Annotated in this window: 22 protein-coding genes and 1 tRNA gene; 16 read left to right on the forward strand and 7 right to left on the reverse strand. The window is 49.8% G+C overall.

Annotated features, from left to right (window positions below):
• Nucleotides 1-122: 122 nt before the first annotated feature.
• The 6 genes from AAH187_RS04595 to rpmB form a co-directional block, all read right to left on the reverse strand.
• Nucleotides 123-878 (reverse strand): ABC transporter ATP-binding protein, encoded by a 756-nt coding sequence (locus AAH187_RS04595; RefSeq protein WP_342347257.1) that lies wholly within the window; start codon nucleotides 876-878, stop codon nucleotides 123-125.
• Nucleotides 871-2,157, reverse strand: a complete 1,287-nt coding sequence (locus AAH187_RS04600) for an FtsX-like permease family protein (RefSeq protein ID WP_342347258.1) — start codon at nucleotides 2,155-2,157, stop codon at nucleotides 871-873. The genes AAH187_RS04595 and AAH187_RS04600 overlap by 8 nt, the downstream gene beginning before the upstream one ends.
• Complete coding sequence (gene lysS / locus AAH187_RS04605) at nucleotides 2,154-3,641, reverse strand: lysine--tRNA ligase (RefSeq protein WP_342347259.1); 1,488 nt, start codon at nucleotides 3,639-3,641, stop codon at nucleotides 2,154-2,156. The genes AAH187_RS04600 and lysS overlap by 4 nt, the downstream gene beginning before the upstream one ends.
• 358 nt (nucleotides 3,642-3,999) lie before the next feature.
• A protein-coding gene (gene prfB / locus AAH187_RS04610) for a peptide chain release factor 2 (RefSeq protein ID WP_342347260.1) occupies nucleotides 4,000-5,122 on the reverse strand; the annotation gives its coding sequence in 2 pieces (ribosomal slippage) (nucleotides 4,000-5,061 and nucleotides 5,063-5,122; 1,122 coding nt in all).
• Nucleotides 5,123-5,142: 20 nt separating this feature from the next.
• Nucleotides 5,143-6,771, reverse strand: coding sequence for an apolipoprotein N-acyltransferase (lnt, locus tag AAH187_RS04615; protein WP_342347261.1), 1,629 nt, complete (start codon nucleotides 6,769-6,771; stop codon nucleotides 5,143-5,145).
• A gap of 216 nt (nucleotides 6,772-6,987) precedes the next feature.
• Nucleotides 6,988-7,179, reverse strand: a complete 192-nt coding sequence (gene rpmB / locus AAH187_RS04620) for a 50S ribosomal protein L28 (protein WP_342347262.1) — start codon at nucleotides 7,177-7,179, stop codon at nucleotides 6,988-6,990.
• Nucleotides 7,180-7,480: 301 nt separating this feature from the next.
• Between rpmB and AAH187_RS04625 the strand changes: the two genes are divergently transcribed.
• The 5 genes from AAH187_RS04625 (at nucleotide 7,481) to AAH187_RS04645 (ending at nucleotide 12,353) form a co-directional block, all read left to right on the forward strand.
• Nucleotides 7,481-7,855, forward strand: a complete 375-nt coding sequence (locus AAH187_RS04625) for a hypothetical protein (RefSeq protein WP_342347263.1) — start codon at nucleotides 7,481-7,483, stop codon at nucleotides 7,853-7,855.
• Between the two features lie 682 nt (nucleotides 7,856-8,537).
• Nucleotides 8,538-10,754, forward strand: a complete 2,217-nt coding sequence (gene recG, locus AAH187_RS04630) for an ATP-dependent DNA helicase RecG (RefSeq protein WP_342347264.1) — start codon at nucleotides 8,538-8,540, stop codon at nucleotides 10,752-10,754.
• A 137-nt stretch (nucleotides 10,755-10,891) separates the two neighbouring features.
• Nucleotides 10,892-10,978: transfer RNA gene (locus tag AAH187_RS04635), tRNA-Leu, on the forward strand.
• Between the two features lie 244 nt (nucleotides 10,979-11,222).
• Entirely contained in the window at nucleotides 11,223-11,978 is a 756-nt protein-coding gene (locus tag AAH187_RS04640; RefSeq protein ID WP_342347265.1) for a hypothetical protein, read from the forward strand.
• Between the two features lie 150 nt (nucleotides 11,979-12,128).
• Nucleotides 12,129-12,353: a sulfurtransferase TusA family protein gene (locus AAH187_RS04645; protein WP_342347266.1), complete on the forward strand. Its 225-nt coding sequence runs from the start codon at nucleotides 12,129-12,131 to the stop codon at nucleotides 12,351-12,353.
• Here the strand turns inward: AAH187_RS04645 and rsmI are convergent.
• Entirely contained in the window at nucleotides 12,335-13,081 is a 747-nt protein-coding gene (rsmI, locus tag AAH187_RS04650) for a 16S rRNA (cytidine(1402)-2'-O)-methyltransferase (protein WP_342347267.1), read from the reverse strand. The genes AAH187_RS04645 and rsmI overlap by 19 nt on opposite strands.
• 979 nt (nucleotides 13,082-14,060) lie before the next feature.
• Between rsmI and ccsA the strand changes: the two genes are divergently transcribed.
• From ccsA to folP, 11 genes are all read left to right on the forward strand, one after another.
• Nucleotides 14,061-14,870 (forward strand): cytochrome c biogenesis protein CcsA, encoded by an 810-nt coding sequence (gene ccsA, locus AAH187_RS04655; protein ID WP_342347268.1) that lies wholly within the window; start codon nucleotides 14,061-14,063, stop codon nucleotides 14,868-14,870.
• Complete coding sequence (hemA, locus tag AAH187_RS04660) at nucleotides 14,867-16,225, forward strand: glutamyl-tRNA reductase (RefSeq protein WP_342347269.1); 1,359 nt, start codon at nucleotides 14,867-14,869, stop codon at nucleotides 16,223-16,225. Before ccsA ends, hemA begins: the two co-directional genes overlap by 4 nt.
• 3 nt (nucleotides 16,226-16,228) lie before the next feature.
• Nucleotides 16,229-17,173, forward strand: coding sequence for a hydroxymethylbilane synthase (gene hemC / locus AAH187_RS04665; protein ID WP_342347270.1), 945 nt, complete (start codon nucleotides 16,229-16,231; stop codon nucleotides 17,171-17,173).
• Nucleotides 17,170-18,741, forward strand: a complete 1,572-nt coding sequence (gene cobA / locus AAH187_RS04670) for a uroporphyrinogen-III C-methyltransferase (protein WP_342347271.1) — start codon at nucleotides 17,170-17,172, stop codon at nucleotides 18,739-18,741. Before hemC ends, cobA begins: the two co-directional genes overlap by 4 nt.
• Before the next feature lie 67 nt (nucleotides 18,742-18,808).
• Nucleotides 18,809-19,201 carry a CBS domain-containing protein gene (locus tag AAH187_RS04675; RefSeq protein ID WP_342347272.1) on the forward strand — a complete coding sequence of 131 codons (393 nt, stop codon included), beginning with the start codon at nucleotides 18,809-18,811 and terminating at the stop codon, nucleotides 19,199-19,201.
• Between the two features lie 8 nt (nucleotides 19,202-19,209).
• Nucleotides 19,210-20,193: a porphobilinogen synthase gene (gene hemB / locus AAH187_RS04680; RefSeq protein WP_342347273.1), complete on the forward strand. Its 984-nt coding sequence runs from the start codon at nucleotides 19,210-19,212 to the stop codon at nucleotides 20,191-20,193.
• Complete coding sequence (locus tag AAH187_RS04685) at nucleotides 20,190-21,161, forward strand: bifunctional riboflavin kinase/FAD synthetase (RefSeq protein ID WP_342347274.1); 972 nt, start codon at nucleotides 20,190-20,192, stop codon at nucleotides 21,159-21,161. Before hemB ends, AAH187_RS04685 begins: the two co-directional genes overlap by 4 nt.
• Nucleotides 21,162-22,589: a tRNA lysidine(34) synthetase TilS gene (tilS, locus tag AAH187_RS04690; protein ID WP_342347275.1), complete on the forward strand. Its 1,428-nt coding sequence runs from the start codon at nucleotides 21,162-21,164 to the stop codon at nucleotides 22,587-22,589.
• A 13-nt stretch (nucleotides 22,590-22,602) separates the two neighbouring features.
• A complete protein-coding gene (gene hpt, locus AAH187_RS04695) occupies nucleotides 22,603-23,154 on the forward strand; it encodes a hypoxanthine phosphoribosyltransferase (protein WP_342347276.1) in 552 nt (183 codons plus the stop codon).
• Between the two features lie 108 nt (nucleotides 23,155-23,262).
• Nucleotides 23,263-25,080, forward strand: coding sequence for an ATP-dependent zinc metalloprotease FtsH (gene ftsH / locus AAH187_RS04700; protein WP_342347277.1), 1,818 nt, complete (start codon nucleotides 23,263-23,265; stop codon nucleotides 25,078-25,080).
• Between the two features lie 447 nt (nucleotides 25,081-25,527).
• Nucleotides 25,528-26,316 carry a dihydropteroate synthase gene (gene folP, locus AAH187_RS04705; protein ID WP_342347278.1) on the forward strand — a complete coding sequence of 263 codons (789 nt, stop codon included), beginning with the start codon at nucleotides 25,528-25,530 and terminating at the stop codon, nucleotides 26,314-26,316.
• Nucleotides 26,317-26,553 lie beyond the last annotated feature (237 nt).

A 26,553-nucleotide genomic window follows, 5' to 3' on the forward strand; every position in this document is an offset into this window, starting at 1 on the left:
CCGCTGCGGCCTTCCCTTCGAGAGGTCTTAGGTCAGGACGAGCCTTTGAACACTCCCAGGATTCTTCTACAAGGGGAACTTCATCAACAGAGATGGAGTTCCCCTTATTTTTCTGTGTGGTCTTACGACATGGTTCCAGTGTTGGACCCATCGGTGAGGCAGCGATCTTCGATAATTTGTCCATCCTGCAGTTGAATCAGCCGGTCAGTTTGAAGGGAAAGTTTTTCGTTGTGGGTCACAATCACGAAGGCTGTTCCATGCGTGTGATTGAGTTTTCGTAAAAGCGCAAATAATTCATCACCGGTATGCGTGTCGAGATTGCCTGTTGGTTCATCCGCCAACACCAGGTCAGGATGTCGGATCAAGGCTCTGGCTACGGCGACACGTTGTTGCTCTCCTCCGGATAATTCCCCTGGTTTATGGTGTAGGCGGTGAGAGAGCCCCACTTCAGAGAGAAGTGATTGAGCCGCGTCCATAGCCTGCTGTTTTGGAATTTTTTGAATGAGCGCCGGAAGGTAGGTGTTTTCCAATGCGGTGAATTCAGGCAGGAGGTGATGAAATTGAAAGACAAATCCGATGGATCGATTCCGGAATCCCGCTAAGGCAGTTTCGCTGACCCTAAACATATTCTTTCCCTCAAACAGCACCTCTCCGCTGGTCGGGCGATCTAAGGTTCCCATGATGTGGAGCAATGTACTTTTCCCTGCCCCTGATGCTCCGACAATCGACACCATTTCCTTTCGCGCTAAGGTCATGGTAATGCCGTTGAGAACATGCACCGTTTGCTTGCCCATTTGAAATGAGCGACAAAGATTGTCAATGGAGACCAATGGCAATGGCACTTGAGGAGTGAACTCTGAATCGATGGGGTTATTCATAACGAAGTGCGCTGACTGGGTCTAATTTCGCCGCTTGCCATGAGGGGTAGAACGTGGCGGCAAAACTGATGAGGATGGCCGAAGTGGCTACCAACAGCACATCCAATGGTAGGATATGCACGGGAATGCGGGATATGTAATAGACGGAGGCGTCGAAGGTCCAATAGTTCTGAATGAGCCACAAAAAGGTATAGCCGAGAGGGACCCCAATGCCTGTTCCCACGAAACCGATCACCAACCCGTTTAGCATGAAAATCCGCATGATGGCTCCTGGCGTGGCGCCCATGGCTTTGAGGATGGCAATTTCACGTTGTTTCTCGTTAACAATCATCGTCAGGGTTCCTACGATATTGAACGACGCGACCAGGGTGATCAAGACCAGCAGGAGAAACATCATAGTCTTTTCGAGTTTCAATGCCGAAAACAAATTTCGATTTAACTGCATCCAATCCCGTGCGATAAAGGTGGAGCCGAGTGTGGCTTCCAGGCGTTGGGCAATCTGCTGTGCCAAAAATACGTCGTTGACTTTGACTTGAATCCCGGTGACCGTCTCACCGAGATTGAAAAACTTCTGGGCTTCTTCCAGACTGATATACGACAACGAAGAATCATATTCGAACATGCCGGATTCGAATACACCGACAACGGTGTAGGGCCGAATTTTCGGTGTCATGGTCAATGAGGTCATGGGGCCGACAGGTGATACGACGTTGATGGTATCGCCGATAAACACGCCAAGCCGAAAGGCCAGTTCCTTCCCTAAAATAATTCCGGGCGGATTGGAGGGCGAAGGAGTGGGGTTGTCCTGGTCAGAATTGGGAGATGTTGATGTGGGTGGAGTAAAAGGGCGAGTCAGGTCAGCCAAATCCCCGAATTTCATGTTGGCTTCTAAATCGGTCACGCGTGTTTCCTGCGAGGGCTGAATGCCTCGGAGGATGATCCCTTGCACAGCTGTTTTGGAGGTGACGAGCACTTGCTTGAAAATAAACGGGGCGGCCGCGATGACATCGGGCACAGCTTCAATCTGATCGACAAGGTCCGCATAGCCTTGCATGTCGATGCTACCACGTTCCTGTACGATCACATGCGCGGTCGTTCCAAGAATTTTCGACTGAAGATCCTCCTTGAAGCCGGTCATGATGCCAAGCGTTCCAATGAGTGCTGCGACACCAAGCGTGATTCCGGTGATGGAGATAAACGTGTTCAGCGAAATCGTTCGTTGCCGACGTTTGGCCCGAAGATACCGCAGCCCAATTAATATCTCATACGGGAGGGTCACAAAGGCCGATCCGGTCGAAGTTGGGGAAAGAGAATGACATCGCGAATCGAGGCCTGATTGGTGAGTAGCATGACGAGTCGATCAATCCCAATACCTTCTCCTGCTGTGGGAGGCATGCCATATTCGAGGGCTCGAATAAAGTCCTCATCCAGATAATGGGCTTCGTCGTCTCCCGCATCCCGCAAGGCCACCTGGGCTTCAAAGCGTTGTCGCTGGTCCAACGGATCGTTTAACTCCGAAAATCCATTTGCTAATTCCCGTCCACCGATAAAGAGTTCAAAGCGGTCTGTCAGGGCCGGGTTGGATTCTTTTTTTCTGGCCAACGGGGAGATTTCGATAGGGAAATCGGTAATGAAGGTTGGTTGAGTCAGGGTTGGCTCGACTGTGGCTTCAAAGAGGTTGACGAGGATGTCGACATGGCTGGCTTGCGGAGCACAATCAACACCTAACCGTTTTGCCGCGTCCACGGCTTTCTTGTGATCGGACAAGACTTCAGGATCTAACTGGTTGACCTCTACGATCGAGTCCAAATAGGGCACCCGTCGCCAGGGCGGTGCCAGGGAAATGCTTTGTCCCTGGTAATCCACCGTTGGGCCTCCGCATATTTCCAGACTCAAGGTGTGAAACAACTGTTCGGTCAGGTCCATCAGATCATTGAAATCCGCATAGGCCTGATAAAATTCCAACATGGTAAATTCAGGATTGTGTATGGTGGAAATGCCTTCATTGCGGAAATTGCGGTTAATTTCAAAGACGCGCCGGAATCCCCCGACAATGAGGCGTTTGAGGTATAACTCCGGTGCCACACGCAAATACAAGTCCACGTCGAGGGTGTTGTGATGGGTCACAAACGGGCGAGCGGTGGCTCCGCCAGGGATGGAATGCATCATCGGCGTTTCCACTTCGAGATATTCTCGTTCCGTGAGAAACGAACGAATGATATTGATGATTCGACTGCGCGTGCGGAAAACCTGGTGCACCGATGGATTGGCAATCAAATCCACATAGCGTTGCCGATACCGGGTTTCGATGTCGGTGAGTCCGTGCCATTTCTCAGGAAGAGGCCGTAACCCCTTCGTGAGAAAGGTGAGAGTATGGACTTCCACCGTGAGTTCGTCGGTTTTGGTGCGAAATAACTTGCCTTCGACTCCGATCCAATCCCCTAAATCAAACGACTGGGAAAGTTCGTAGGTCTGATCCCCAAGCAGATCTTTCTTAAGATAGACCTGGAGACGATGGCCTTCCTCCTGTAAGGCTGCGAAGGCGGCTTTTCCAAAACGGCGCATGGCCACAATACGTCCGGCCACCGTGCACGAAATCGGGGTGCCTTCAAGCTCTTCTTTGGTCGAGTCCGTATACGATTGAAGAATAGTCTCAAGGTTGTGGGTGGTGGGAAAACGTGTCCCAAATGGACGGAGGCCTCCATCTTGAAGCGCGTGAAGTTTTTCCAGCCGTTGTTGTTGTTGTTCGTTTAATTCTTCCATAACTGACAAGGCTCTACTGATTCATGAAGGTGAATATCTCAAGAGCATGTTGAAAAATGCCGCCAGCGGCGTTCCCTGCCTTCGCCGAAGCGGCTTCGCGCAGGCAGGTCGCCCCTTGGCCGTGCTCACGTACTCCTCCGTACGCTCCGCTCGTCCAAGCGGCTGCGGCCTTGCTGGACGGGCCTTTTTGAACACTCTCTTCTATTCCTCTGGTGAGGCTCGATCACTCATATGTTGAGGAAACGGCCAAATGATTGAAATATTTAACAGCCCCCTCGATGGTCGTCTGGCCAGCCTATGGAGCGCGAATATGTTCGGTGTTGAATCATAAAGACTGAGTGTTGAATGGAGATGCGTATTAATTGGCCGGCATGTGTGACGCTTTCGAGGCCTTCATCGTTAAATACGCTTCAATGAAAGAATCTAAGGCTCCATCCATGACCGCAGCGACATTGCCTGACTCATGGTTGGTCCGGTGGTCCTTGACCATTTGATACGGTTGGAACACATACGAGCGAATTTGGCTACCCCAGGCAATATCTTTCTTTTCCCCAACAATATTTTGAAATTCAGCATCCTTCTTTTGTTGTTCCAGCTCATACAGCTTCGCTTTTAACACCCGCATGGCGCCGATCCGGTTTTGTAATTGCGACCGTTCATTTTGGCATTGCACCACGGTTCCTGTGGGAAGATGGGTCATGCGAATAGCGGTTTCCACCTTGTTTACATTTTGCCCGCCCGCCCCGCCCGCGCGAAAGGTATCGATTTTCAGATCCTTATCGTCAATCACAATTTCAATATCGTCGTCCAATTCCGGATAAACCCCCACTGCAGCGAACGAGGTATGTCGACGCTTGTTAGCGTCAAATGGGGAGATCCGAACCAGCCGGTGCACTCCAGCCTCTGAGTGCAGGTATCCATAGGCCAATGGACCGGCAATCGCCAATGTCACGCTTTTGATTCCGGCTTCATCGCCTGGTTGCAGATCGATGGTTTCCACTTTGTATCCGCGTTCCTGTGCCCATCGAACATACATGCGCATGAGCATCTGTGCCCAGTCCTGGGATTCGGTTCCCCCTGCTCCGGGATTAATGCTGAGAATGGCATTATTCTGGTCATGTTCGTCCGATAACAGCTGCTCCAAGCGCCAAGCTTCCAGCGTGGCCTCAATGTCTTTGATGCCCTTGCTCCACTCAGCTTCTAGTTCCGGATCGCCCTGTTGGCCAATCAGATCGAGAATGGCGAGAAGGTCATCCCGTTGCTGGTCGAGTTGGTGGAGGCGTGCGAGTTGGCGTTCGATCTCGGATTGACGTCGTCCGGCTTTGGCGGCCTGACGGGGATTATTCCAAAAATCCGGTTGGGAGGTCTCCCGCTCGAGTTCTTCCAGTTCAGTTGTTAGCCGAGGAACGTCAAAGATACCTCCGGAATTCCAGAATGTAGTCGTTGATTTTTTCCATTCGAATGCGAATATCTTCGAGCATGGGCAGCACTCCTCTCGTGGCTATATCGGTAAAGGCCGTGGTTTGCGCGTGGAAAGCGGTGTGGTAAACCGACACCAAGTGAACAAAATACCAGCCATTATAACACAACCCCAACTAAAGACATCCCCAAATTGAGTGTAAAAGGTGGGTGATGAGGAACGGAGGGGCACTAATCCTGTCACCGCTTGTTCTGAGAAAATTGATGTCCGGGAAAGAATGCGTCCGTCCGGGGCAATGAAGCCGGAAATGCCGGTGTTGGCGGCTCTGGCAAACGCCAGATGATTTTCCACGGCACGAAAGACGACCATGCCGAAATGTTGATGTGGCGCAGCAGAATCCCCGAACCAGGCATCATTGGTAATCGTGACGAGAAAATTAGCACCCTCCTGGGCCATCCGGCGAACCAGATCGGGGAAAATCACCTCGAAACAAATAGCCACTCCGAATCTCGGACCACTGTCTGGGGGAACCGTTGGGACTTGCATAGTCATGATTCCCTGACCGGATTTGAAGTCGCCGATCCCCACCACGAGCTTGTCCAGAAAAAAGAGAATTGATCGCAAGGGAATGTATTCCCCAAATGGCACCAGATGCCGTTTGTCATACCGGTCTGAGACCCGTCCCGCAGCCGTCACTAGAAAGGCACTGTTGTACAAATACGGACGGCCGTCTTGTTGAAATCGAAGTGTGGGGCTGCCAAATAGCAACGAGCTGTGCGTGTCTTTCGCAATATCGAGGACCTGACTCTGGTAGACGGGTTCCTGCTCGAAGAGGAATGGTGTGGCCGCCTCCGGCCAAATGAGCAGATCGGTATTCTTCCCGGCTTCCTGACTGAGCGAGGTGTAGCGTCGAAGTGTTTCATCCCGATAGGCCTCGTTCCATTTGACGGCCTGGTCAATGTTGGCCTGGACCAAACCAATCGACAGCGTGGGTGCCGAGGCATCAATGTTGGCTTGTTCCTGCACTCGCCAGGTTCCGTAGGCAAGGACGAGAATCAGAGTGCAGATAAAGCTTGCCACGGACGCCCAGGGTCCTGGGAGGGCGAACCCTCGTGTTTTGCCATAGATCCATAACAGGAGAGAGGCGAGCGCGACATTGCCCATGACGATTAAAAATGACACACCATAGACACCCGTCACGTCGGCAAATTGAATTACCGAAAGCCATTGATATTGGGAATAGCCCAAGAGCGCCCAGGGAAACCCGCTCAACGCATAGGTTCGCACAAATTCCAAGGTGACCCACAGGGCAGGAGCTCCAAGCCACAATAGGTTGGGACATGCGTGTTGGAACTTGGCAAATCCCCAGCTATAGATACCCATGTATAAGCCAAGATAGGCAGACAAAAGGAGCATCAACAAGGCACTCACGATGAACGGCACTTGACCAAATTGATGCATGGCCGTGATGACCCATGTCACGGTTCCCGCAAAGGCGACCGTTCCCGCGAGCCACCCATAATACAATGCCCGTTTTGGCGGGAGGTCATGAATGAGAATGTGGAGGGGAATCAACGCCAACCAGGCCAGCCATCCGAGATCAAATGGCGGGAAGCTGACAGGATGAAGGATGCCGGTTAATGCAATGGCCAGAAGAGCCGCCAACGGCTTGCGAGAGAGAAAGGATGCGGGTGGAATGGTCTGTCCCACGTTTACCAGGGAGCAATGATTATCTTCAGGGGCGAGCCCTGAAGTCTTATCAGGTGTGGACTCATAAAGCCAGGATTACACCTGAAAATTAGAGTAGACGATGGCTGGTGTTGAATGAAGATAATGATTGCAGGAGAGCTGAGGAATACGATTGATCGCGATAAGAGGACCAATTTGAATATGCCGTTCACCCGGTATGAACGGCATGAGGTCCGATTAGACGGCTTTTTGGACCAATCCGGACCGCAGGCAACGGGTGCAAACTTTAATACGTTGTGCTGCACCCTTCACAAGTGCGCGAACTGTGCGGAGATTCGGCCGAAACACGCGTTTTGTCCGATTATTGGCGTGACTGACATTGTTTCCCACTAAGCGGTTTTTTCCGCACACGTCACATGAAAAAGCCATTGTCTTCTCCCTGGATATTTAAAATGACCAAAATTTCAATGAGTTTATGTTTGTTACCACAGGTGCCATTGTACACACAAGTCCCCGAAAATCAAAAATTTGTTGTACTCGTGGATCTCGAACGGTGAAACGGTGGTTGTTCGACGTGCGCAATAGAGGATCACTGGAACCCGCTTTTACCAGAGAAGGAGAACGAGCACATTTGAGGAAGTAGTCTAGTGTGCCGTAGATAAGCATTTGATTTTGCAGTAAACTTGCCACTAAGACTGCGTTGAGGCCAGGTTGGAGAGGAGTGCCCGTTGTGGCCTTCTGGGAGATGAAATCCCTTGAAAAATCTGTGCGGGATGAAAATGGCTGCTTTCAGCTCAAAGGATTCACAGCAAGATGGGCTAGTGGGGCGGTTACAGAAGTGCCAGTAGTTCGAGTCTGCGGTGAAACGGATGGCAATTATAATTTCGTCCTGCCACGCGTTATGAACCATCCGAACTTTGAAAAAGATCTGCAATTTGCCTTCCAAGTCCAAGCTGTCAGAACTCAGAAATCTCAGGCTGAAGCCTCTCAGGCGGCTGCATCCACCGCGATGTGGTCAGCCGCAAAGCTAGGACAGGTGACACAAAAGCCGATTCATTGTTCCACATATAACTTGGGCAATACTATTCAAACAAATTGTCAGTGAGTCCGTGCTTGCTGTCAAAGACTCTAATTATAGATGACGCCACAAGATCCCACACTTAGGCGAGGCGATAATGGAGTCAAGGATTCCGAGATTCCCAAGTATGTCCGGAAACTCAAAGGATTCCTGGGACACGAAGCTCTGAATCGAGTTTTTTTCGGTCTAAGCGCGAAGGCGAATCAGGGTTTGATCCTGTAGTCTTTCGGTGTTGTCGCCCGCGTAAGACCCCCGAAGAATTGCTGGATTACATTTACAAAACTCTCAAGGAGAAGGTGAGCACACAGCTATCAGGTGTCAGAGCGGGGGTGGCTATCGCTCATTTTAGCGGCATATACGATCCAAATGTGTTTAATGATTCAGAATGGAAGCAAAACGTCCTCCGTAAGTTATTCAAACGACGGTATTTGGCGGCTATTGTCCTACAATGTGCCGGCCGGATAGAAATCAGGGCAACAGACATTCTTCACTCCACTCCAGCCATTGTATTCAGGAACCCAGAAACGGATTTTCCGCTGGTTTCTGGGGCCCAACACCTAACTCAGGCAATAGGTTGAATCTTGTTTTTTTTCGCTCTCTCCTTTTCCCTTAGGCTTTGCCTGAAAAGAGGGTTGATGTCTGTACGGTTCTTCATGGTCATTTGATGTAAGGCTTCCGTTTCTGGCGTAATAGGATTTTTCTAATCATCATGCCGATTCAATCTTCTCTCTCTGAGATTCCCATTCAATTTGCCAAAGGGGTGGGGCCCCGGAGGGCTCGTTTGTTGGAAAAATTAGGGGTGCAGACAATAGAAGATGCTTTTTGGTTTTTGCCCTGGCGATACGAAAACCGATTGGAAGTGTTGCCCATCGGGAATCTTCTCCCAGGCATGAAGGCCACCATTAAAGGCAGAGTGCAGAAAGTGTGGGTGAAAACCACCTATCGAAAACGTCTGGTGGTGGTCACGGTTACGGTGAGGGATGAGACGGGTCTTATCGAATGCGTGTTTTTTAATCAGCCCTATTTGGAGAAAACCTTCTGGCCTGGTGTGTCTCTGTTATTAACCGGGCCAGTCTTGTCCAATTCTTCTGGAAGCCTTCCGATGACGATGCGCGGGCCGGAGTATGAATTGTTGGATGAGGACGAATTGCCGGACATGTGTGGGGGCCGGATTGTTCCCGTCTATCATGAGACGAATGGCCTGAGCTCCAAGCAGATTCGACGAATTATGCGATCAATTTTTGACCATTATGCCAGCCATCTTCAGGAGATGTTGCCGATGGCAATGCGCAGGCAATTGGGGGTCCCAACCCTCCCAGAGGCGTTACCCGTCTTACATTTTCCCAATCAGGAGCGTTCTGTGGAGGTCCTGAATCAACAGGCAACTCCCGAGCATAGGCGGTTGGCGTTTGAAGAATTGTTTCTCCTGCAATTAGCACTCGCCATGCGGCGCCAAGGGCAGACTCAGGACCTTGAAGGCATCGCATTTGCTGTTCGCAATCCGTTGGTCGAACAGCTGAAAACCGTGTTGCCCTTTTCGCTCACTTCGGCACAGGAGCGGGTGATCCAAGAAATTAGCCATGCGATGGAACTTCCAACGAGTATGAACCGCCTCCTGCAAGGAGATGTCGGATGCGGGAAAACGGTGGTGGCCCTTCATGCCATCGTGATGGCTTGTGGGTCCGGGTATCAAGCCGCTCTGATGGCACCGACAGAAGTGTTGAGTGAGCAGCATTATTTATCGTTGTTTCCGCTGTTTGAGGCCCTCGGTGTCCGGTGTCTCCTGTTGAAAGGCGGGCAAACCGGACGCGAGCGAGGCGAAATTCTCGCAAGAATCCAGTCAGGGCATGTGCAGGTGGTGGTGGGTACGCACGCATTGTTACAGCCGGATGTGCACTTTGCCAAGCTTGGGTTGGTGATTGTGGATGAGCAGCACAAATTCGGCGTGCTGCAGCGCGCGCAGCTTCGTGGAAAAGCGGCCTGGCATCCCGATGTCTTGGTGATGACTGCCACGCCTATTCCCAGGACCTTAGCGATGACGCTCTATGGCGATTTGGATGTGTCGGTGATTGATCAGTTTCCTCCAGGGAAAAAACCCGTAAAGACGATGTTGTTCCCGACCGGTCAACGGAAAGAAGCGCATCGTTTGATGCGAAAGGAATTAGAAGCGGGGCGGCAGGCCTATGTGGTGTATCCGCTCGTTGAACCATCAGAAAAAATAGATTTGCAAGCAGCCGTTGAGGCTGCCGAGCAATTACGCGAAGAATTTTCTCCTTTTCGTCTCGGCTTGTTGCACGGTCGTTTGTCTTCCCGGGAAAAGCAAGCCGTTATGGCGCAGTTCAAAGAGAACGAGATTGATGTGTTGGTGGCCACCACCGTGGTCGAGGTGGGTTTGGACGTTCATAATGCGACGGTCATGCTTATTGAGCATGCGGAACGTTTCGGGCTTGCGCAACTTCACCAATTGCGTGGCCGGGTCGGGCGAGGTCTTCATCAGGGATATTGCCTTCTGATTCATGCTTTGGGAACAATTCCGCCCTACTCACAGCAAATGCCCATGAAACTTGAGGCGGGTCAACAGTTTGCTGATGAAATCATCAATAGCTCGGAAGGGAAAGCGTTCTCTCGATCAACGGCCCGTCGACGGCTCGGAGTATTTGCGCAATGTGACGATGGGTTTGCCTTGGCGGAAGAAGATTTGAAAATTCGCGGGCCTGGCCATGTTCTTGGGGTAAAACAATGGGGTGATATCGATTTTCGGGTGGCGGATTTGGCTCGAGATACCCTGCTATTAATCAAAGCCAAGCAGATGGCAGTGGAATTATTGGAACGTGATCCCCATTTGATCCTTCCCGACCATCACATTCTCAAGGAAACCCTTCGTCGCAAGTGGAGTGAAAAGTTGGCGTTGGGGGGAATTGGATAAAACCAAGGGGCATGATTACTCTTGCAATGACCTAATGAGATGATATTGATAGGGTAAATCCTACGTAGTAAATGGAATCCTATCCCGATTGACCTGTCAGGAGGTTCATGGTAGATATCGCATGTCAAATTGGCATTGCCCGGATGGCGGAACTGGCAGACGCGCCGGACTCAAAATCCGGTTCTTTCACGAGAGTGGGAGTTCGACCCTCCCTCCGGGCACCAGCATAATTTCTATAATATTTTGTGACATGGATAAAGCAAAATTCATCATACATTAAATATGGGATTCTGGTGAGGTTTATCAGGGGTATTTCGAGTATGGCGACCGGAAAATTGATGTCAAAAATTGACTTGACAGGGGCTACCGCCTTGACTATAGTTGGTGCCCTTGATCCTGAAATAAAATCGTATATTTGAATTAGTTCGTTTTTTTGATTATTAACTCACACTTCCAAGGAGGAGCCACATGCGGAAGGTAGGGTATTTTGGATTAGCAATGATTTTTGCAGGCTCGGTGAGCGTGGCGGTGGCGCAAGAGCGTCAACCACAGCATGTAGGGTATGGTACGGGGGTCGGGGAATCCCAGGGTGTTGGCGACAGGTCGCGAGTGATGGATCAAGACGACATGTTACGGTATCTCTCGGCGAATGAAACCATTCAGGGAGAAGTTTTGGCCATTGATCGGGCCAGCCACGAGCTGCTTCTCATTAAAGGAGGAAGTTCGCAGGATGAACGGCAGACCCTGAGAGGGTCTTTGAACATCATGACCCTGTATTTAGACGATAAAACGAATTATGAGAACTTGAAGGCGGTTGGGAAGGGCGACTATGTAACCGTCCAGGCTGAGAACGAGACGACAGAGGCCCAAAAGTTTGGAACAGGCCGGAAGTTAGTTCGTGATGTGTATGTATTAGACGGGAGTCAATTGCTAGGCGGGATCGACAACCCTAACTTTAAGGGCGGGTTTGGTCAAGGGCCCGATCCTAATATGGCTCAGGGTCAAAATATTATGAATGATAGCTATACTGGTGTGCCTGATGGTGGGACTCAGGCCGGAGAGGTTCAGTCTGGGATCACCAGCGAGGTGGGTATGATGACTGGTGCTGCTCCTTGCTGGCAATGTGCTCCACAACCTACGACCGTCAATGAGAAGACGGACAAAACCGTTGCGACGGACTACGGTGATGATCGCAAGAACTATAACAAGGGCACGGTTCAATAAGTTCCTGGTTATAAGAGAGTTTTGTGGTTTAAAAGAGCGTGCCGGTTATTATCCGGCACGCTCTTTTGTTATTTAGCCCATGAAATCAATCAGGATTGAAGAATATAAGTTTCTGTTAATAAGCTGTCGGCGGGAGAAGAATGAGAGCACATGGAAGAATTGGATCTTCGAGGTGTGATTTGTCCGTACAACTTTGTGAAGACGAAGCTTAAGCTGGAATCTTTAGAAATCGGTGACCAATTGAGGGTGTTGTTGGATGAAGGCGAACCAATTCGAAATGTCCCTCAAAGCATCACCAATGAGGGTCACCAGATCCTAAAACAAGAAAAAGTTGAACACTATTACCTTGTCGTTATTCAGAAGGTAGGTGAGTGATGGGTACTCGTGCTCGTACTTTCAGGTACCGGTTCAAATTGCCTTTTACTTCTTTGAGGTAACCCCTGAATCAAAAGGGTTATTTCTCCTTTAATTGATTTTTCTTTTAACTGTTGAGCCACTTCCTCTATTTCCCCTCGCAGAATTTCTTCGTTGAGTTTTGTCAGTTCTCGTGTCAGTACAATGTTTCTGTTTCCCATGACGGCAGTGATGACTTGTAATGTTTTAAGAATCCGATGCTGGGTTTCAAAAACAATAATGGTTCCTTTCTCTTCTTTAAGATTTTGGAAAAATTTGTCCCTTGCGCCTGGTTTTCTTGGCACAAATCCCTCAAAGATAAACCGATCCGTTGGTAGGCCTGACACGCATAATGCCGTAAGAACGGAGGAAGGTCCTGGAATAGGAATAAGTGGAATGTTTGACTTGATGGCCTGGCGAACCAGATAAAAGCCTGGATCAGAAATAAGAGGGGTCCCCGCATCGCAGACCAATGCAACGGAACTTCCTTCCTGGAGACGATGGAGGAGAATATCGGTTTTCTCCTCCTTATTGAAATCGTGATAACTGGTGAGTGGTGTGCCGATGTGATAATAGGTGCAGAGTTTTTGTGTACGCCGCGTGTCCTCAGCTGCAATAATGGCCACTTCTTTTAGAATGCGGATAGCCCGGAAGGTCATATCTTCCAGATTACCGATAGGAGTGCTAACAATATAGAGTGTTCCGGTCATGGCTTGTTGAGGAAAATGATGCAAGGCAAGGTTGGGATGGTACTGGGTGAGTCTGTCATTGTCCAGGAAGGTCCAGTCCTAATTGCCTCGTCCCTCTGTTTCGGGGAGGTGCATGGGTTGGGGTCACCATTGCCAAGGCGTTTGTTGAACAAGGAGTTCGTGGCGCTGTTTGTGTAAGACGTTGGGGAAATTTAAAGCGTATAGCCGTGGCTATGACTGAAGGCCGTGGGGAAGTGCTTTCCTTATCATGTGTTGCGACTAAACGGGACGATGTTGAGCTTGCCGTTAAGACGGTGATCCAGAAATTTAGGCCGAATTGACATTCTTGTTCATAACGATGGAGCATCAGGTCGAACGTCGATCCACGATGTGGGTGATTTGAAATATCAGAATATTCTTCGGGTGATATAAATAGGCAGCTACTTGGTGCCAAGCTCGCTGTTGCCCATACGCTCACTCACGACTATGGACGTATGGTCAATGAATCATCGCCTTGGGACGGTTTGGTGTGTCAGGTTATTGGCGTATTGTCCCGCGAACCATGGCATTTTAGAGTTCAAGCCCTGGCGTTAGAGGTCGCCTCCTAAGGCATGACGATGAATGTCATTTGCCCAACGTGAGTGGATACTGCCATGGTCAGGCAGGGGATCAAAGAAAGTGCCGCCAGCCTTGTGGTTTCCCCTGATGAATTTCGTGAAATCGCGATTAGTACGATTCCGGTAAAAAGAATGGCAGAAGCCGACGAAGTGGCCAGTGTCGTCCTGTATCTTTGCTCACATGCGGCTAGGGCAATAACTGGGCAAGGCTTAAACATATGTGGTAGAGCTCCCCTCGGCATTGCATCGGTGGATAGGCTTGGTGAATTTCGGTTTTTGTTAAATCGGAAATATTGGTAACTCGTTGATTTTCTTGACCTTCTATAGAGCCAGCTCTATACTCGACATGGGTTTCTCTGCATGCGCCTTTACTAGGATATTCCATGCCTGAATTGCTGCCATATCTCACCATGGGCCTTTATTTTGGAGGCACGCTCCTTTTCCTTTTATATCTCTGGCATCGTTCTGATGTCATCGCAAATATTTCACTTGGGATCACAGGTTTAGGGTTTCTTTCTCATACTTCGGCGCTAATTTTGGCTATGGTATCGACGGGGCATGTCCCTATCATGACCTTTAGGGATGCGATGTCATTTTTTGCCTGGGGGCTTGTCCTGGTTTTTTTGGTGGTTGGCCTAAAAAGGGGGTTAGAAGTGTTAGGCGCATTTATCCTTCCCCTGGCCTTTCTGTCTCTCGTTTCGGCAACTCTTGCGCCTCAGTCAGCCGGCACTCTCGCCCCGGTCTTTCAGACGGTATGGGTGCATGTGACCCTGAGTATCCTGGGTACCATCGGATTTGCTGTGGCCTTCGTGGCCGGGCTGATGTATGTGATGCAAGAGCGTCTTTTGAAGTCAAAACAATTTAATGTGTTATCTTTCAAGCTCCCACCGCTGGATTTTTTGGATTCTTTAAATCAACGATCTATCCTTTTTGGGTTTCCCTTATTAACCTTGGGAATCCTGACAGGGGCGGTTTCAGCCCAATTGACGATAGGTTCGTATTTAAGTTGGAATTCTGAACAAATTTGGGCGTTAATTACCTGGTTCTTTTATTTTGCGGTTTTGATGGGAAGAGTGACAGCCGGATGGAGGGCGAAAAAGGCCGCCTATCTAACCATTGTGGGATTTGCCGGGGTGATTTTGACTTTTGTCGGCATCCTTATCAAAAGTCCGCAGCCAATGTCACCGCTATGAATATTATCGTTTTAGGCCTCAATCATCGGACGGCTTCCGTTGAACTTCGTGAATTACTGGCTATCCAGGATAGTCGAATGGGGGAAGCATTGGGTCGACTCATGGCGTATTCCGGAATCAAAGAGGCCATGTATCTGGGCACCTGCAACCGCGTTGAAGTGTATGCCGTCGTGGAAAAAGGTGAATGGGGTTTTCGTCAATTGGAAGATTTTTTGGTCTCAACCCATTTCTCTTTGTCCTCGGAGGATTTACTCCCTCACCTGTATCGATACAGTGATGATGAAGCCATCGCGCATTTGTTTCGGGTATCGGCCAGCTTAGATTCCATGGTCGTGGGAGAACCTCAGGTCCTCGGGCAAGTAAAGGAAGCGTATGAGCTGGCTTTGACCCATCGTTCATCCGGAGTCATTCTTAATAAGGTCGTCAAAAAAGCGATTTCGGTTGGGAAAAGTGTCCGGACGAACACGCGGATTGGGGAATATGCGGTTTCCGTCAGCTATGCTGCTGTGGAATTAGCCAAAAAAGTTTTTTCGAATCTGAAGCAACGAGTCGTGTTGTTAGTGGGAGCAGGGGAGATGGGGAAGTTGGCGGCCCAGCATTTGGTGAATCAGGGTGTGAAGGAAGTCCTCATTACCAATCGAAACCATCATCGTGCTTTCGCCCTTGCGGAGCGCTTTCATGGACAGGCGGTTCCATATGAACAGCTTCGAAGCACGCTTCCCAAAGTTGATATTGTGATTTGCGCCACCGGTGCTCCCCACTATGTCATTACCAAAGATGATATCGAAATGGCGGTGTATCATCGAATGAACCGACCAATGTTTTTGATTGATATCACGGTGCCTCGAAATATTGATCCGACGGTTAAGGATGTTGATAACGCCTATGTGTTTGATATTGATGATCTCAAGGCCCATGTGGGGCATAATCAGGAGGAACGATTGAAAGAGGCCGAAACCGCGGAGTGCATGGTGAGGGAGGAAGTCGGCAGTATGGTGGCCTGGGTTCGCGGACTGGAGGCAACGCCCACCATTGTGGCTCTGAGAAAAAAAGCGGAAGAGATCAAGCAAAGCGAGTTGGAGAAAGTCTTCGGTCGTTTGGGGGAATTGTCGCCGAAGGAGCGAGCTGCCATCGAAGGGCTGGCCTCGGCAATTGTGAATAAATTACTACATGGTCCGGTCGTGACATTAAAATCCGAAGCGCAATCTCAAAATGGATTTGCGTTTATTGAAGCCGCCCGCCGGTTTTTTGAACTTCGGGAACGGGAGATTCACTCCGAAGAGGTCCAGCTCCTGGAAGATGAGACAGGTGATGGCGTCAGCGAGGAGCCCCTGCCGCAAAAGGATGGCGTGTGAATCATGAGGGATAGTCGAGCACGATCTACGCTCATCGTGGGAACACGAGGAAGCCAATTAGCCATGTGGCAAGCCGAATGGGTGCAACGCCAGCTCAAAGCCCTTGCTCCCGATATTTCTGTTATTCTGAAGCGCATCCAAACCAGTGGGGATAAAATTCAAGACGTGCCGTTGGCCAAAATTGGAGGAAAGGGGCTGTTTGTTAAAGAAATAGAAGAAGCGCTGCTCCGACGAGAGATTGACCTAGCGGTGCATAGCATGAAAGACGTACCTTCAGAGTTACCTGAAGGACTGGAGATTATTTGTGTTCCCGAGCGGGAGGATCCCAGGGATGCGTTAATTGCCCATGAAGGCCATATTTTAGCGACATTGCCGGTTGGTGCACGAGTCGGAACCAGTAGTTTGCGAAGACAGGCGCAGTTGTTACATGCGCGTCCGGATCTTGAGATTGCGATGTTGCGTGGGAATGTTGATACCCGACTTCGCAAGGTTCGCGAGGGTCATTATGATGCCATTATTCTGGCCGCCTCCGGCCTCAAGCGCTTGGGTTGGGAACAAGAGGTGACGGAATATTTGTCCGTGGATGTGAGTTTGCCGGCAATTGGGCAGGGTTCGTTAGGTCTGGAAGGACGAAAAGAGGATATCTGGGTTCGAGATCTGGTCGCTCAGTTTGAACATCGGTCCACCAGGGTTGCGGTCACTGCCGAACGAGCATTGCTTGCAGGCCTTGAAGGCGGATGCCAGGTTCCCATTGCTGGTTATGCGACTATCCAAGGGGACACTCTGACCCTGGTTGGTTTGGTCGCGAGCCTTGATGGGAAGCGATATATCCGTCAGGTGGTATCGGGCCCAAATGGGGAGGCTGCTTCAATTGGCAGGAGGGTGGCTGAACAACTGTTGGATGGGGGGGCGCAGCCCATTCTCCAGGAAATTTATGGGATGGCATGACCAAATCAGTTGTAAATCATGGGCGGGTGTTTTTGGTTGGAGCCGGGCCCGGAGATGCCAAGTTGCTGACCTTACGAGGGAAAGAATGTCTCGAGCAGGCGGACGTGGTGCTCTACGATCACCTGGCTAATCCGGAGTTGTTGAAATTTGCCCCTTCTCATGCCGAGTGTATTTACGTCGGGCGAAAAGGGCGTGGGGCCTACCGGGATCAGGCAGAGATTCATGTCTTGTTGGTTACTAAGGCTCAAGAAGGCAAGTGTGTGGTGCGACTCAAGGGTGGGGATCCGTTTGTGTTTGGCCGTGGAGGTGAAGAAGCCGAAGTGATCGCTGACGCAGGGATCCCATTCGAAGTTGTGCCTGGAGTGACGGCTGCCGTGGCCGTGCCGGCTTATGCGGGTATTCCCGTGACACACCGCACTCTCGCCTCGACGGTCGCATTTGTGACCGGCCATGAAGATCCGACGAAACCATCGAGTGCGATGGAATGGCCGCGTCTCGCTTCGGCTGAAGGGACCCTGGTTTTTTTGATGGGCATGAAAAATCTTCCGCAGATTGTGGACAGGCTCATTCAGGAAGGCAAGCCTGCGACAACTCCCGTGGCGGTGATCCGATGGGGGACCTATGCTCGTCAACGAACGGTGGTGGGGACATTATCCGACATTGTGGAATTAGCCTCTCAGGCAGATATGAGTCCGCCATCAGTGATTGTCGTGGGTGAAGTCGTTCGGTTACGTGAGCGACTGAATTGGCATGAATCACGGCCTCTGTTTGGACAAGGGGTCCTAGTGACCAGACCTCGTGCCCAGGCACCGGCTCTTTCAAGCTTGTTGGCGGCGCAGGGTGCGGAACCGGTGGAATGTCCAACGTTGGAGATTCATCCTCCTGATAGTTGGACCCCTGTGGATGAGGCGATTGCTGCAATTTCGACATACGATTGGGTGATTTTCACGAGTGTGAATGGCGTGCAATCCTTTATGAAACGTCTCTGGTTTCATCACAAAGATGTACGGAGTTTTGCTGGAATCCGTGTGTGCTGTATTGGTCCTCGGACTCGGGAAGAGGCTGCTCGTTGGGGAATTGCATCGGATCTGGTTCCTCAAGATTTTCAGGCAGAAGGAATTTTGCAGGCGCTCGGCGGGTTAGGGGTCGCCGGGCAACGGATTTTGATCCCTCGAGCCAAAGTGGCACGCGAGATTCTCCCTGACCAGTTGGAAGCCATGGGTGCCACGGTTCATGTAGTTCATGCGTATCAAGCTCTTCCTCCTTCGGTCGATATTGGCCTTCTTCGTGATCGACTTCGCAATAGAGAAATCCAGTATGTGACCTTTACCAGTTCTTCCACGGTGAGGAATTTTTGTCAGTTGTTTGAGAATCGCCAAGAATTACAGGAATTAACCCGGCATATGACCGTAGCGGTCATTGGCCCGATCACAGCCCAAACTGTACAGGAAGAAGGGCTGTCGGTGGATGTTGTGGCGTTGGAGAGTACGGTTCCGGCGTTGGTCGATGCCATGATCATTCATGCCCAGCAAGCTCCGAAGGATACGCGATTGGTATCGTCTTCATAATTATTCTATGGTGGAGGAAGTTCTGGACACCATGTTTTGTTAACCGATTGATGGGAGGAGTAGCGTCATGGTTCCTGTAAAATCTTGTATGGTCCCGGTTGATAAAATTGTCAAAGTTGACCGGGATATTTTGGTCAAGACCGCTGCAGAAATGATGCGGGATAATGGAATCGGAAGTGTGATTGTGACCAGTGGAGAGGAAATCATCGGCATTTTAACCGATACGGATTTGGTTCGACGTGTGGTCGCTGCGGGTGCCGACCCGATGCGGACGACGGTTGAAAAAATTATGTCCGCTCCGATTGTCAGTATCGAGGCAGATCGAACCCTGTTAGATGCAAATGATCTCATGGCTAAAGAACATATTCGGCATCTGGGAGTTACCCAGGCGGGGAATATGGTGGGGATGATCTCTGTGCGGGACCTCGTTGTCTTTTTAACGAATCTTCCTCGAAAGTAAGGACGAGTATGGGATTTCCCGTTCATCGTTTACGTCGTATGCGGCAACATGAATCCCTTCGCCGAATGGTCCGTGAGACGCAGCTGGATCCGGCAGATTTCATTTATCCCTTGTTTGTGACCTTTGGCGAGAATAAGCAAGAGCCGATCGCCTCGATGCCTGGTCAATGGCGGTGGTCTGTCGATCGGGTAGTTCAGGAAGCCAAAGATGCCTGGGAATTAGGGATTCCGGCCGTTATCCTGTTTGGGATTCCTGAACACAAAGACGAGCGTGGATCTTCCGCCTATGAGAAGGAAGGGGTTGTTCAGCGTGCGGTACGGGCGATTAAGGATCATTTACCCGATTTAATGGTGATTACCGATGTGTGCATTGATGAATATACTTCCCATGGTCATTGCGGAATTGTTCGAGACGGCCGGATTCTGAATGATGAAACGCTGGAGTGTCTTCAGGCAATGGCGCTGAGTCATGCGGAGGCGGGAGTGGATATGGTTGCCCCTTCCGATATGATGGATGGCCGGGTTGCTGCGATTCGACAAGCCTTAGACCAACAGGGCCTCTCTGAAATGCCCATCATGGCCTATTCCGCCAAGTATGCTTCCGCGTTATATGCCCCGTTTCGCGATGCGGCCTTCTCTAGCCCATCTTTTGGGGACCGACGGTCCTACCAAATGGATGCAGCCAATGCGAGGGAGGCGCTGCGTGAGGTTGAACTGGACATCCAAGAAGGTGCCGATATTGTGATGGTGAAGCCAGCCTTGTTTTATTTGGATATTCTTCGACGGGTTCGTGAACTTGTGGCCGTTCCCGTGGCGGCGTATCAAGTGAGTGGAGAATACAGCATGATTAAGGCTGGGGCACAACTAGGCTGGATTCATGAAGCATCGGTGATGATGGAAAGTTTACTCGCGATTAAACGCGCAGGGGCTGACCTGATTCTCACATATTTTGCCAAAGAAGCTGCATGTCTCCTCAACCGTGATGGTGTATGAAGATTACTCGAGGAATACCCACGGTTCGTCCCGCCTTCTGCCCTGTTCTCACTATAGGCAATTTTGATGGGCAGCATTTGGGGCACCGTGCTCTTGTCCAAGCTGTCGTAAATTGCGCTCGGCAGGTCAACGGATTTCCTATGGTGTTGTCCTTTGCTCCCCATCCTGTGGAGGTGTTGCGTCCGGGATCTGTCCATAAATTTTTATCTGAGGATTATGAAAAAGTAGCGTTCTTTGAACGTCTGGGAGTCGGGGAACTGGTGGTTCTCCCTTTCACTATAGAGTTGGCCAGTCTGGGGCCGGACGAGTTTGTCCATCAGATTCTTCGTGACGGGCTTGGGATCCGAAAGCTATTCGTTGGAGAAAATTTTGTATTCGGTAGGGGACGAAGTGGTGGAGTGAAGGATCTGATAGAGCTGGGTGCCATAGCAGATTTTTCGGTTGAGCCGATTGCGCCCGTAATTGTGGGGCAGGAGGTGGTGAGTTCGACGCGCATTCGCAAATGCCTGGCAGCTGGAGACGTGGGTCATGGGGCCCAATGCTTGGGGCGCCCTTATATGTTAGGAGGGATGGTGATTCCCGGTGAGAAGCGAGGAAAACAGTTTGGATGGCCGACGGCCAATCTTCGACTCCCCGGGCATCGGGTTCTTCCTGCGGATGGTGTGTATGCCACGCTGACAATGTTGAAGGGGGAATGTCTGGATTCCATTGCCTATATCGGCACGCGGCCGACTTTTTCTGAAGAAGAACGTTTATTGGAAGTGCATATTTTCGATAAGACTCTTCAGCTATATGGAGAAGATATTTCAGTGCATTTTATTGAAAGAGTGCGAGGCGATATGGTGTTTGACAATGCCCAGGACCTCGTGAGTCAAATGGACCACGATGGTCAGCGGGCCAGGGAGATCTTGAAGAACTATTCAGCAGGACCACGAATTCCTGCGGTCGTTCATGGGGGAAGTGAATAGATGAATCGTCTAGTTCCCTTTCTTGGAATGGAACAAAAAATTGACCAGGCTATTCGGGCTAAGGGGTTATTGACGTTGGGAGATCGGATCGTGGCGGCCGTTTCTGGCGGTCCGGATTCTGTGGCCCTTTTTAGGTGCTTGGTGGAGTTGCGAGCCCGGTGGCAATGGGACATCTGTATCGGTCATGTGGACCATGGATTTCGGGGAGCTGAAAGTGAGAGGGATGCGAAGTTTGTGGAGGCTTTAGGTGAGAGATTTGGAGTGCCCGTCATGGTGCGCCGGCTCCATCTGAATAAATACGATGCAAAATTGAAGAAGGAGTCACTCCAGGAATATGCCAGAACAGCGAGGTATCAGGCCTTAGAGCAAATGGTCCTTGACCAAAAGGCGACAAAGTTAGTCCTTGGGCATACGGCAGACGATCAGGCCGAGACGGTTCTGATGTGGATGTTACGCGGGTGTGGAACAGGGGGATTGGGAGGTATTCCTCCCAAGCGAGGAATGCATGTCGTTCGTCCCTTGCTTGATATCCATCGGAGTGAGATTGTGGCGTATCTGGAGGAGAAGCAGGAGGAATCCAGAGAGGATTCCTCCAATGTTCAACCGGTGTACCTCCGGAATCGTATTCGTCAGCACCTGATTCCTCAATTGAAACAGTATTCGCCTGGCATTGTGAATGTGTTGACCCGGCAGGCACATATACTTCGGGATGATCATGTATATCTGGAGACATTGGCGGATGAAGCGTTTCAGCGCACTTGTGTGTCAGACCGCATGGGAGAACGGCAATTTGACCGTATGGCGCTCTTAACCGTACCTTTACCTATTCGTCGGAGAGTGATCCGCCAGAGTATTCAGATCATTACAGGACAGCAGCAGGGTCCGAGATTCGATCTGGTAGAAAGGGTATTAGATCGTTTAGAGCATGGTCGGTCTGGTTGGACGATTGTATGTCATGGAGTGCGGATTGCCCAGGAATATGACCGTCTGGTGATGACCTTCTGTGAGGAAATGAATCAACCTGAAGCGGATTATTCCGGCACGATGGTGATGCCTTTATCCATCCCTGGTGAGGTGGTTTGGCTTCCCACAGGGCACCGTTTTTCGATTTCAATAAAATCATCTCCCGTAATCGATGGCCATGCGAACCACTCAGAGGTCTATCTTGACCCTGCGAGGTTTACTCCTGAATTGATGTTACGAAGGTGGGTGCCTGGGGATATTTTTTGCCCCAAGGGGCTTGGTGGGCGACAAAAAAAGCTTCAGGATTTTTTTTCGGATCTTAAATTACCCCGTTCTCAACGGACCAAGGTGCCTTTATTGGTTGCGCCTGAGGGAATTGTCTGGGTTGGTGGGTTACGAGCAGATGAACGGTTCAAGGTTTCATCATCCACAACTTCGGTCATTATGGCCAAGATGATCATGTAAGGGGTAAGTCTCTATGAATCAAATTTTTGGAAAACCCCTCGTTACGCAAGAAGCCATGAGGGCTCGCATTAAGGACTTGGGAAAGCAAATTTCTCTGGATTATCAAGATAAGGATCTCCTCGTTGTTGGGGTCCTCAAGGGAGCCTATGTGTTTTTTGCCGACCTGGTTCGAGTTATTCGATTGCCGATTCAGATTGATTTTTTGATTGCCAAAAGTCAAAAAGCAATCGGGAGTTCGGCAAAAAAGGTGAAAGTGTGGTCAGAGTTGACCGAAAAGATCAATAGCCGCCATGTGTTACTGGTAGAAGATATCGTGGACTCAGGAGTAACTGCTCAGTTTTTAGTCAAAAATTTAATGAAGAAGAAGCCGGCATCTGTGGCTGTCTGCGCGTTGATTAGTAAGCCTGCCAATCGCAAGGTGGATGTTGATTTGCGGTATGTGGGGTTTGAAGTGCCTTCGACCTATGTTGTGGGATATGGGCTGGATTTTAAGCAGAAATATCGAAATCTTCCCTACCTGGCTAAACTCGATCCAAAGTTGGTTCAAGAAGACTCGCAGTCTTGATGCGGTTGTCAGCTCTAAAAAGTGCGTGATAGAATCAATTGGTTAAGCTATTTTCTTGATAGTCTGGCTCATTATGATATTTGAATTGCTAAGGGGGTTACCCTCGGTATGAATTCTCGGGTGAAAAACTTACTGTTTTGGGTGTTTGTGTGTTTATTCATGATTTTGTTATTCAACCTCTTTACGGTGCCAAATCAGCACCCTGAAGATCCGGTGATCTTTAGTGATTTTATGGCTCATTTGGAAAAGGGGGATGTTGAACGGGTCATTATCAAGAACAATAATATCAGCGCGATTTTGAAAGATGGCACCAGGATCCAAACCTATTCGGTTGAGTATCCAGACCTGGTTAAGGTTTTGCAGGAAAAATCCGTACAAATTGAAGCCAAGCCACCTGAAGATAATCCCTGGTATATCACCTTCCTACTTTCTTGGGGGCCATTTGTTCTCTTCTTGGGCTTGTGGTTTTTCCTGATGCGTCAAATGCAGATGGGCGGCAATCGGGCTTTGTCCTTTGGAAAAAGCCGAGCACGCCTCCTGACCGAAGAGAAGAAAAAAATCACGTTTGCGGACGTGGCGGGGGTGGATGAAGCTAAAGAAGAAGTAGTGGAAATCATCGATTTTCTAAAAGATCCTGCAAAGTTTCAAAAATTAGGTGGGCGTATTCCTAAGGGAGTCTTGATTGTGGGGCCTCCTGGGACTGGAAAAACCTTGTTGGCCAAAGCGATTGCCGGTGAGGCTGGTGTGCCATTTTTCAGTATCAGTGGTTCAGATTTTGTAGAAATGTTTGTCGGGGTTGGGGCTTCCAGGGTCCGCGACCTCTTTGAACAGGGGAAAAAACATGCGCCCTGTATCATCTTTATTGATGAAATTGACGCAGTGGGGCGATTGCGTGGCGCAGGTCTTGGTGGAGGTCATGATGAACGGGAGCAAACACTGAATCAATTGTTAGTTGAAATGGATGGTTTTGATACTACGGAAGGCGTGATCCTGATTGCGGCCACCAACAGACCGGATGTGCTTGATCCTGCCTTGTTACGACCAGGCCGGTTTGATCGGCAAGTTGTGGTGAATCGTCCGGATGTTCGTGGGAGAGGGGAAATTCTCAAGGTTCATACTAAAAAAGTTCCTGTCTCCTCAGATGTGGATCTGGAACAAATTGCCAGAGGGACTCCAGGTTTTTCAGGGGCTGACTTGGAAAATCTGGTCAATGAAGCTGCCTTGTGGGCCGCTCGCCTGGATAAAAAGTCTGTTGACCAGATTGATTTTGAAAACGCCAAAGATAAGGTCTTAATGGGTGTCGAACGCAAGAGCATGGTTCTGACTGAGGAAGAAAAGCGTACGACAGCGTTTCATGAGGCTGGCCACGCTTTGATGGCGAAACTCTTACCCGGAACCGATCCTGTTCATAAGGTTACCATTATCCCTCGTGGGCGTGCCTTGGGCATGACGATGCAATTGCCCATCGATGACCGGCATAGTTATTCCAAGGACTTTTTGTACAATACCCTCTCCATCTTGTTTGGTGGGCGCGTCGCAGAGGAATTGATCTTTAAAAGTGTGACGACTGGGGCTGGGAACGATATTGAGCGGGCCACTGAATTGGCCAGGAAGATGGTTTGTGAATGGGGAATGAGCGAAAAGTTAGGTCCGTTGACATTTGGAAAAAAAGATGAAGAAGTTTTCTTGGGGCGTGATTTTGGCTCACGTCGAGATTTTAGTGATCAAGTTGCGTTAGAAATCGACAAAGAAGTCAAACGACTCGTGGTTGAATCCTATGAACGAACGACCAGGATGCTGACCGAGCACATTCATACATTACGTGCCATTGCTGAAGCGTTGCTGGAGAAAGAGGTGTTAGACGGTATAGAGATTGAAAAAATCGTTCAACAGTCATCTTCCCTTGAGCAAGCTGCGGCAGTATAACGCGATTTTTTGATATGCTTTTCATTCAGAAAAGCCATGTAAGTCTATTTCCAAGCTGAGCTGATTTGTTTATCCACCTGTCCCCCTTTTGGTCTGGATAATACAAAAGGTCGAAACGCCTGCTTCCATCGACAGCATGCTTCCCTATCCCCCGTGGATTAAGAGCAATTTAACTTGGTCCCACCAGCGTTATGGGGGATTTGCCTAGAGAATTTATCTACCAAAATTTATCCCCACACGTGTTTTTTGTCGGATTTCCCGCTTTTCTAACCCTTCAAATCATTGTGCTTTATAAGGCCGAGAGCCCTATATGACTATTAGAGCCCATCATGGAATTGATTTGGTCAACAGCAAATGCGCATGAAACCCATGGCCGTCCCAAAGTCCACATTTCCTGAAATTCGCTGCCGTGAAAAAATAATGCCCATTGGGTCAAAGGTATTAATTATGGGTATATTGAACGTGACCCCAGATTCTTTTTCTGAGGATGCACAGTGCCTCAACATCGAGGCAGCGATTGAACGAGCACAACAGATGATTGCCGAAGGAGCGGATCTGATTGATATCGGTGGGGAATCGACGAGGCCTGGAGCGTCATACGTGGACGAGGATGTGGAAATAAAAAGAATTTCTCCCATTCTGACGGTGTTGAGGAAACTCACCAATATCCCACTTTCTATTGATACACGGAAAGCTGCCGTGGCTCGGAGGGCGTTGGACCTCGGGGCCGATATCATCAATGATGTGAGCGCTCTTCAAGATGATCCTCGGATGGCTCAATTAATTCAAGAATCCGGGGCTGGGGTTGTCCTCATGCATCGGCAGGGCCATAGCGTAAATATGCAGCATGCTCCACAATATAAAGATGTCGTGGGTGAGGTAAAGAACTTTTTATCTGAACGGGTCTCCATGGCCCAATCGATGGGAATTCCGGCAGATCATATTTTGGTTGATCCGGGAATCGGGTTTGGGAAAACCCTCAATCATAATTTAGAAATTCTCCGTAACATTGGGGAGTTGCTTCCATTGGGACAACCTATTTTAATTGGGGTGTCACGGAAAGCCTTTATAGGCACCTTAACTGGAAAACCGGTTGGCGAACGAGAATTCGGGAATGCCGTTGCGGTGGCCGCTGCTGTCTGGCAGGGAGCACATATCGTACGAGTCCATGAGGTGGGAGCCATGCATGATGCCATTTTGGTGGCTCAAGCTTTACAAAATTCGTGCGACAAGTAGGATAGGGTGGTAAGATCTCTCCCAGTGGCGTTTCCGCCGCTTTGTTCTCCTTATAACCGTCGTGATGCGCCATATATGTCCAATAGATCGCCCTCTGGGTAACGCCGTAGAATGACTGTCTTTGATTAGAGTGAATTTTTTGAATTTCTCTTCCAAACTGTTGATTCGCTTGTGAGTGGAGAGACAGGACAAAGTCTCCTCTATTCAAATGGTTTTGTGGCCTGCGCCAATTACTAA

Origin of the sequence: uncultured Nitrospira sp. (genome assembly GCA_902500695.1) — a bacterium.
Classification (GTDB): Bacteria; Nitrospirota; Nitrospiria; order Nitrospirales; family UBA8639; genus Nitrospira_E.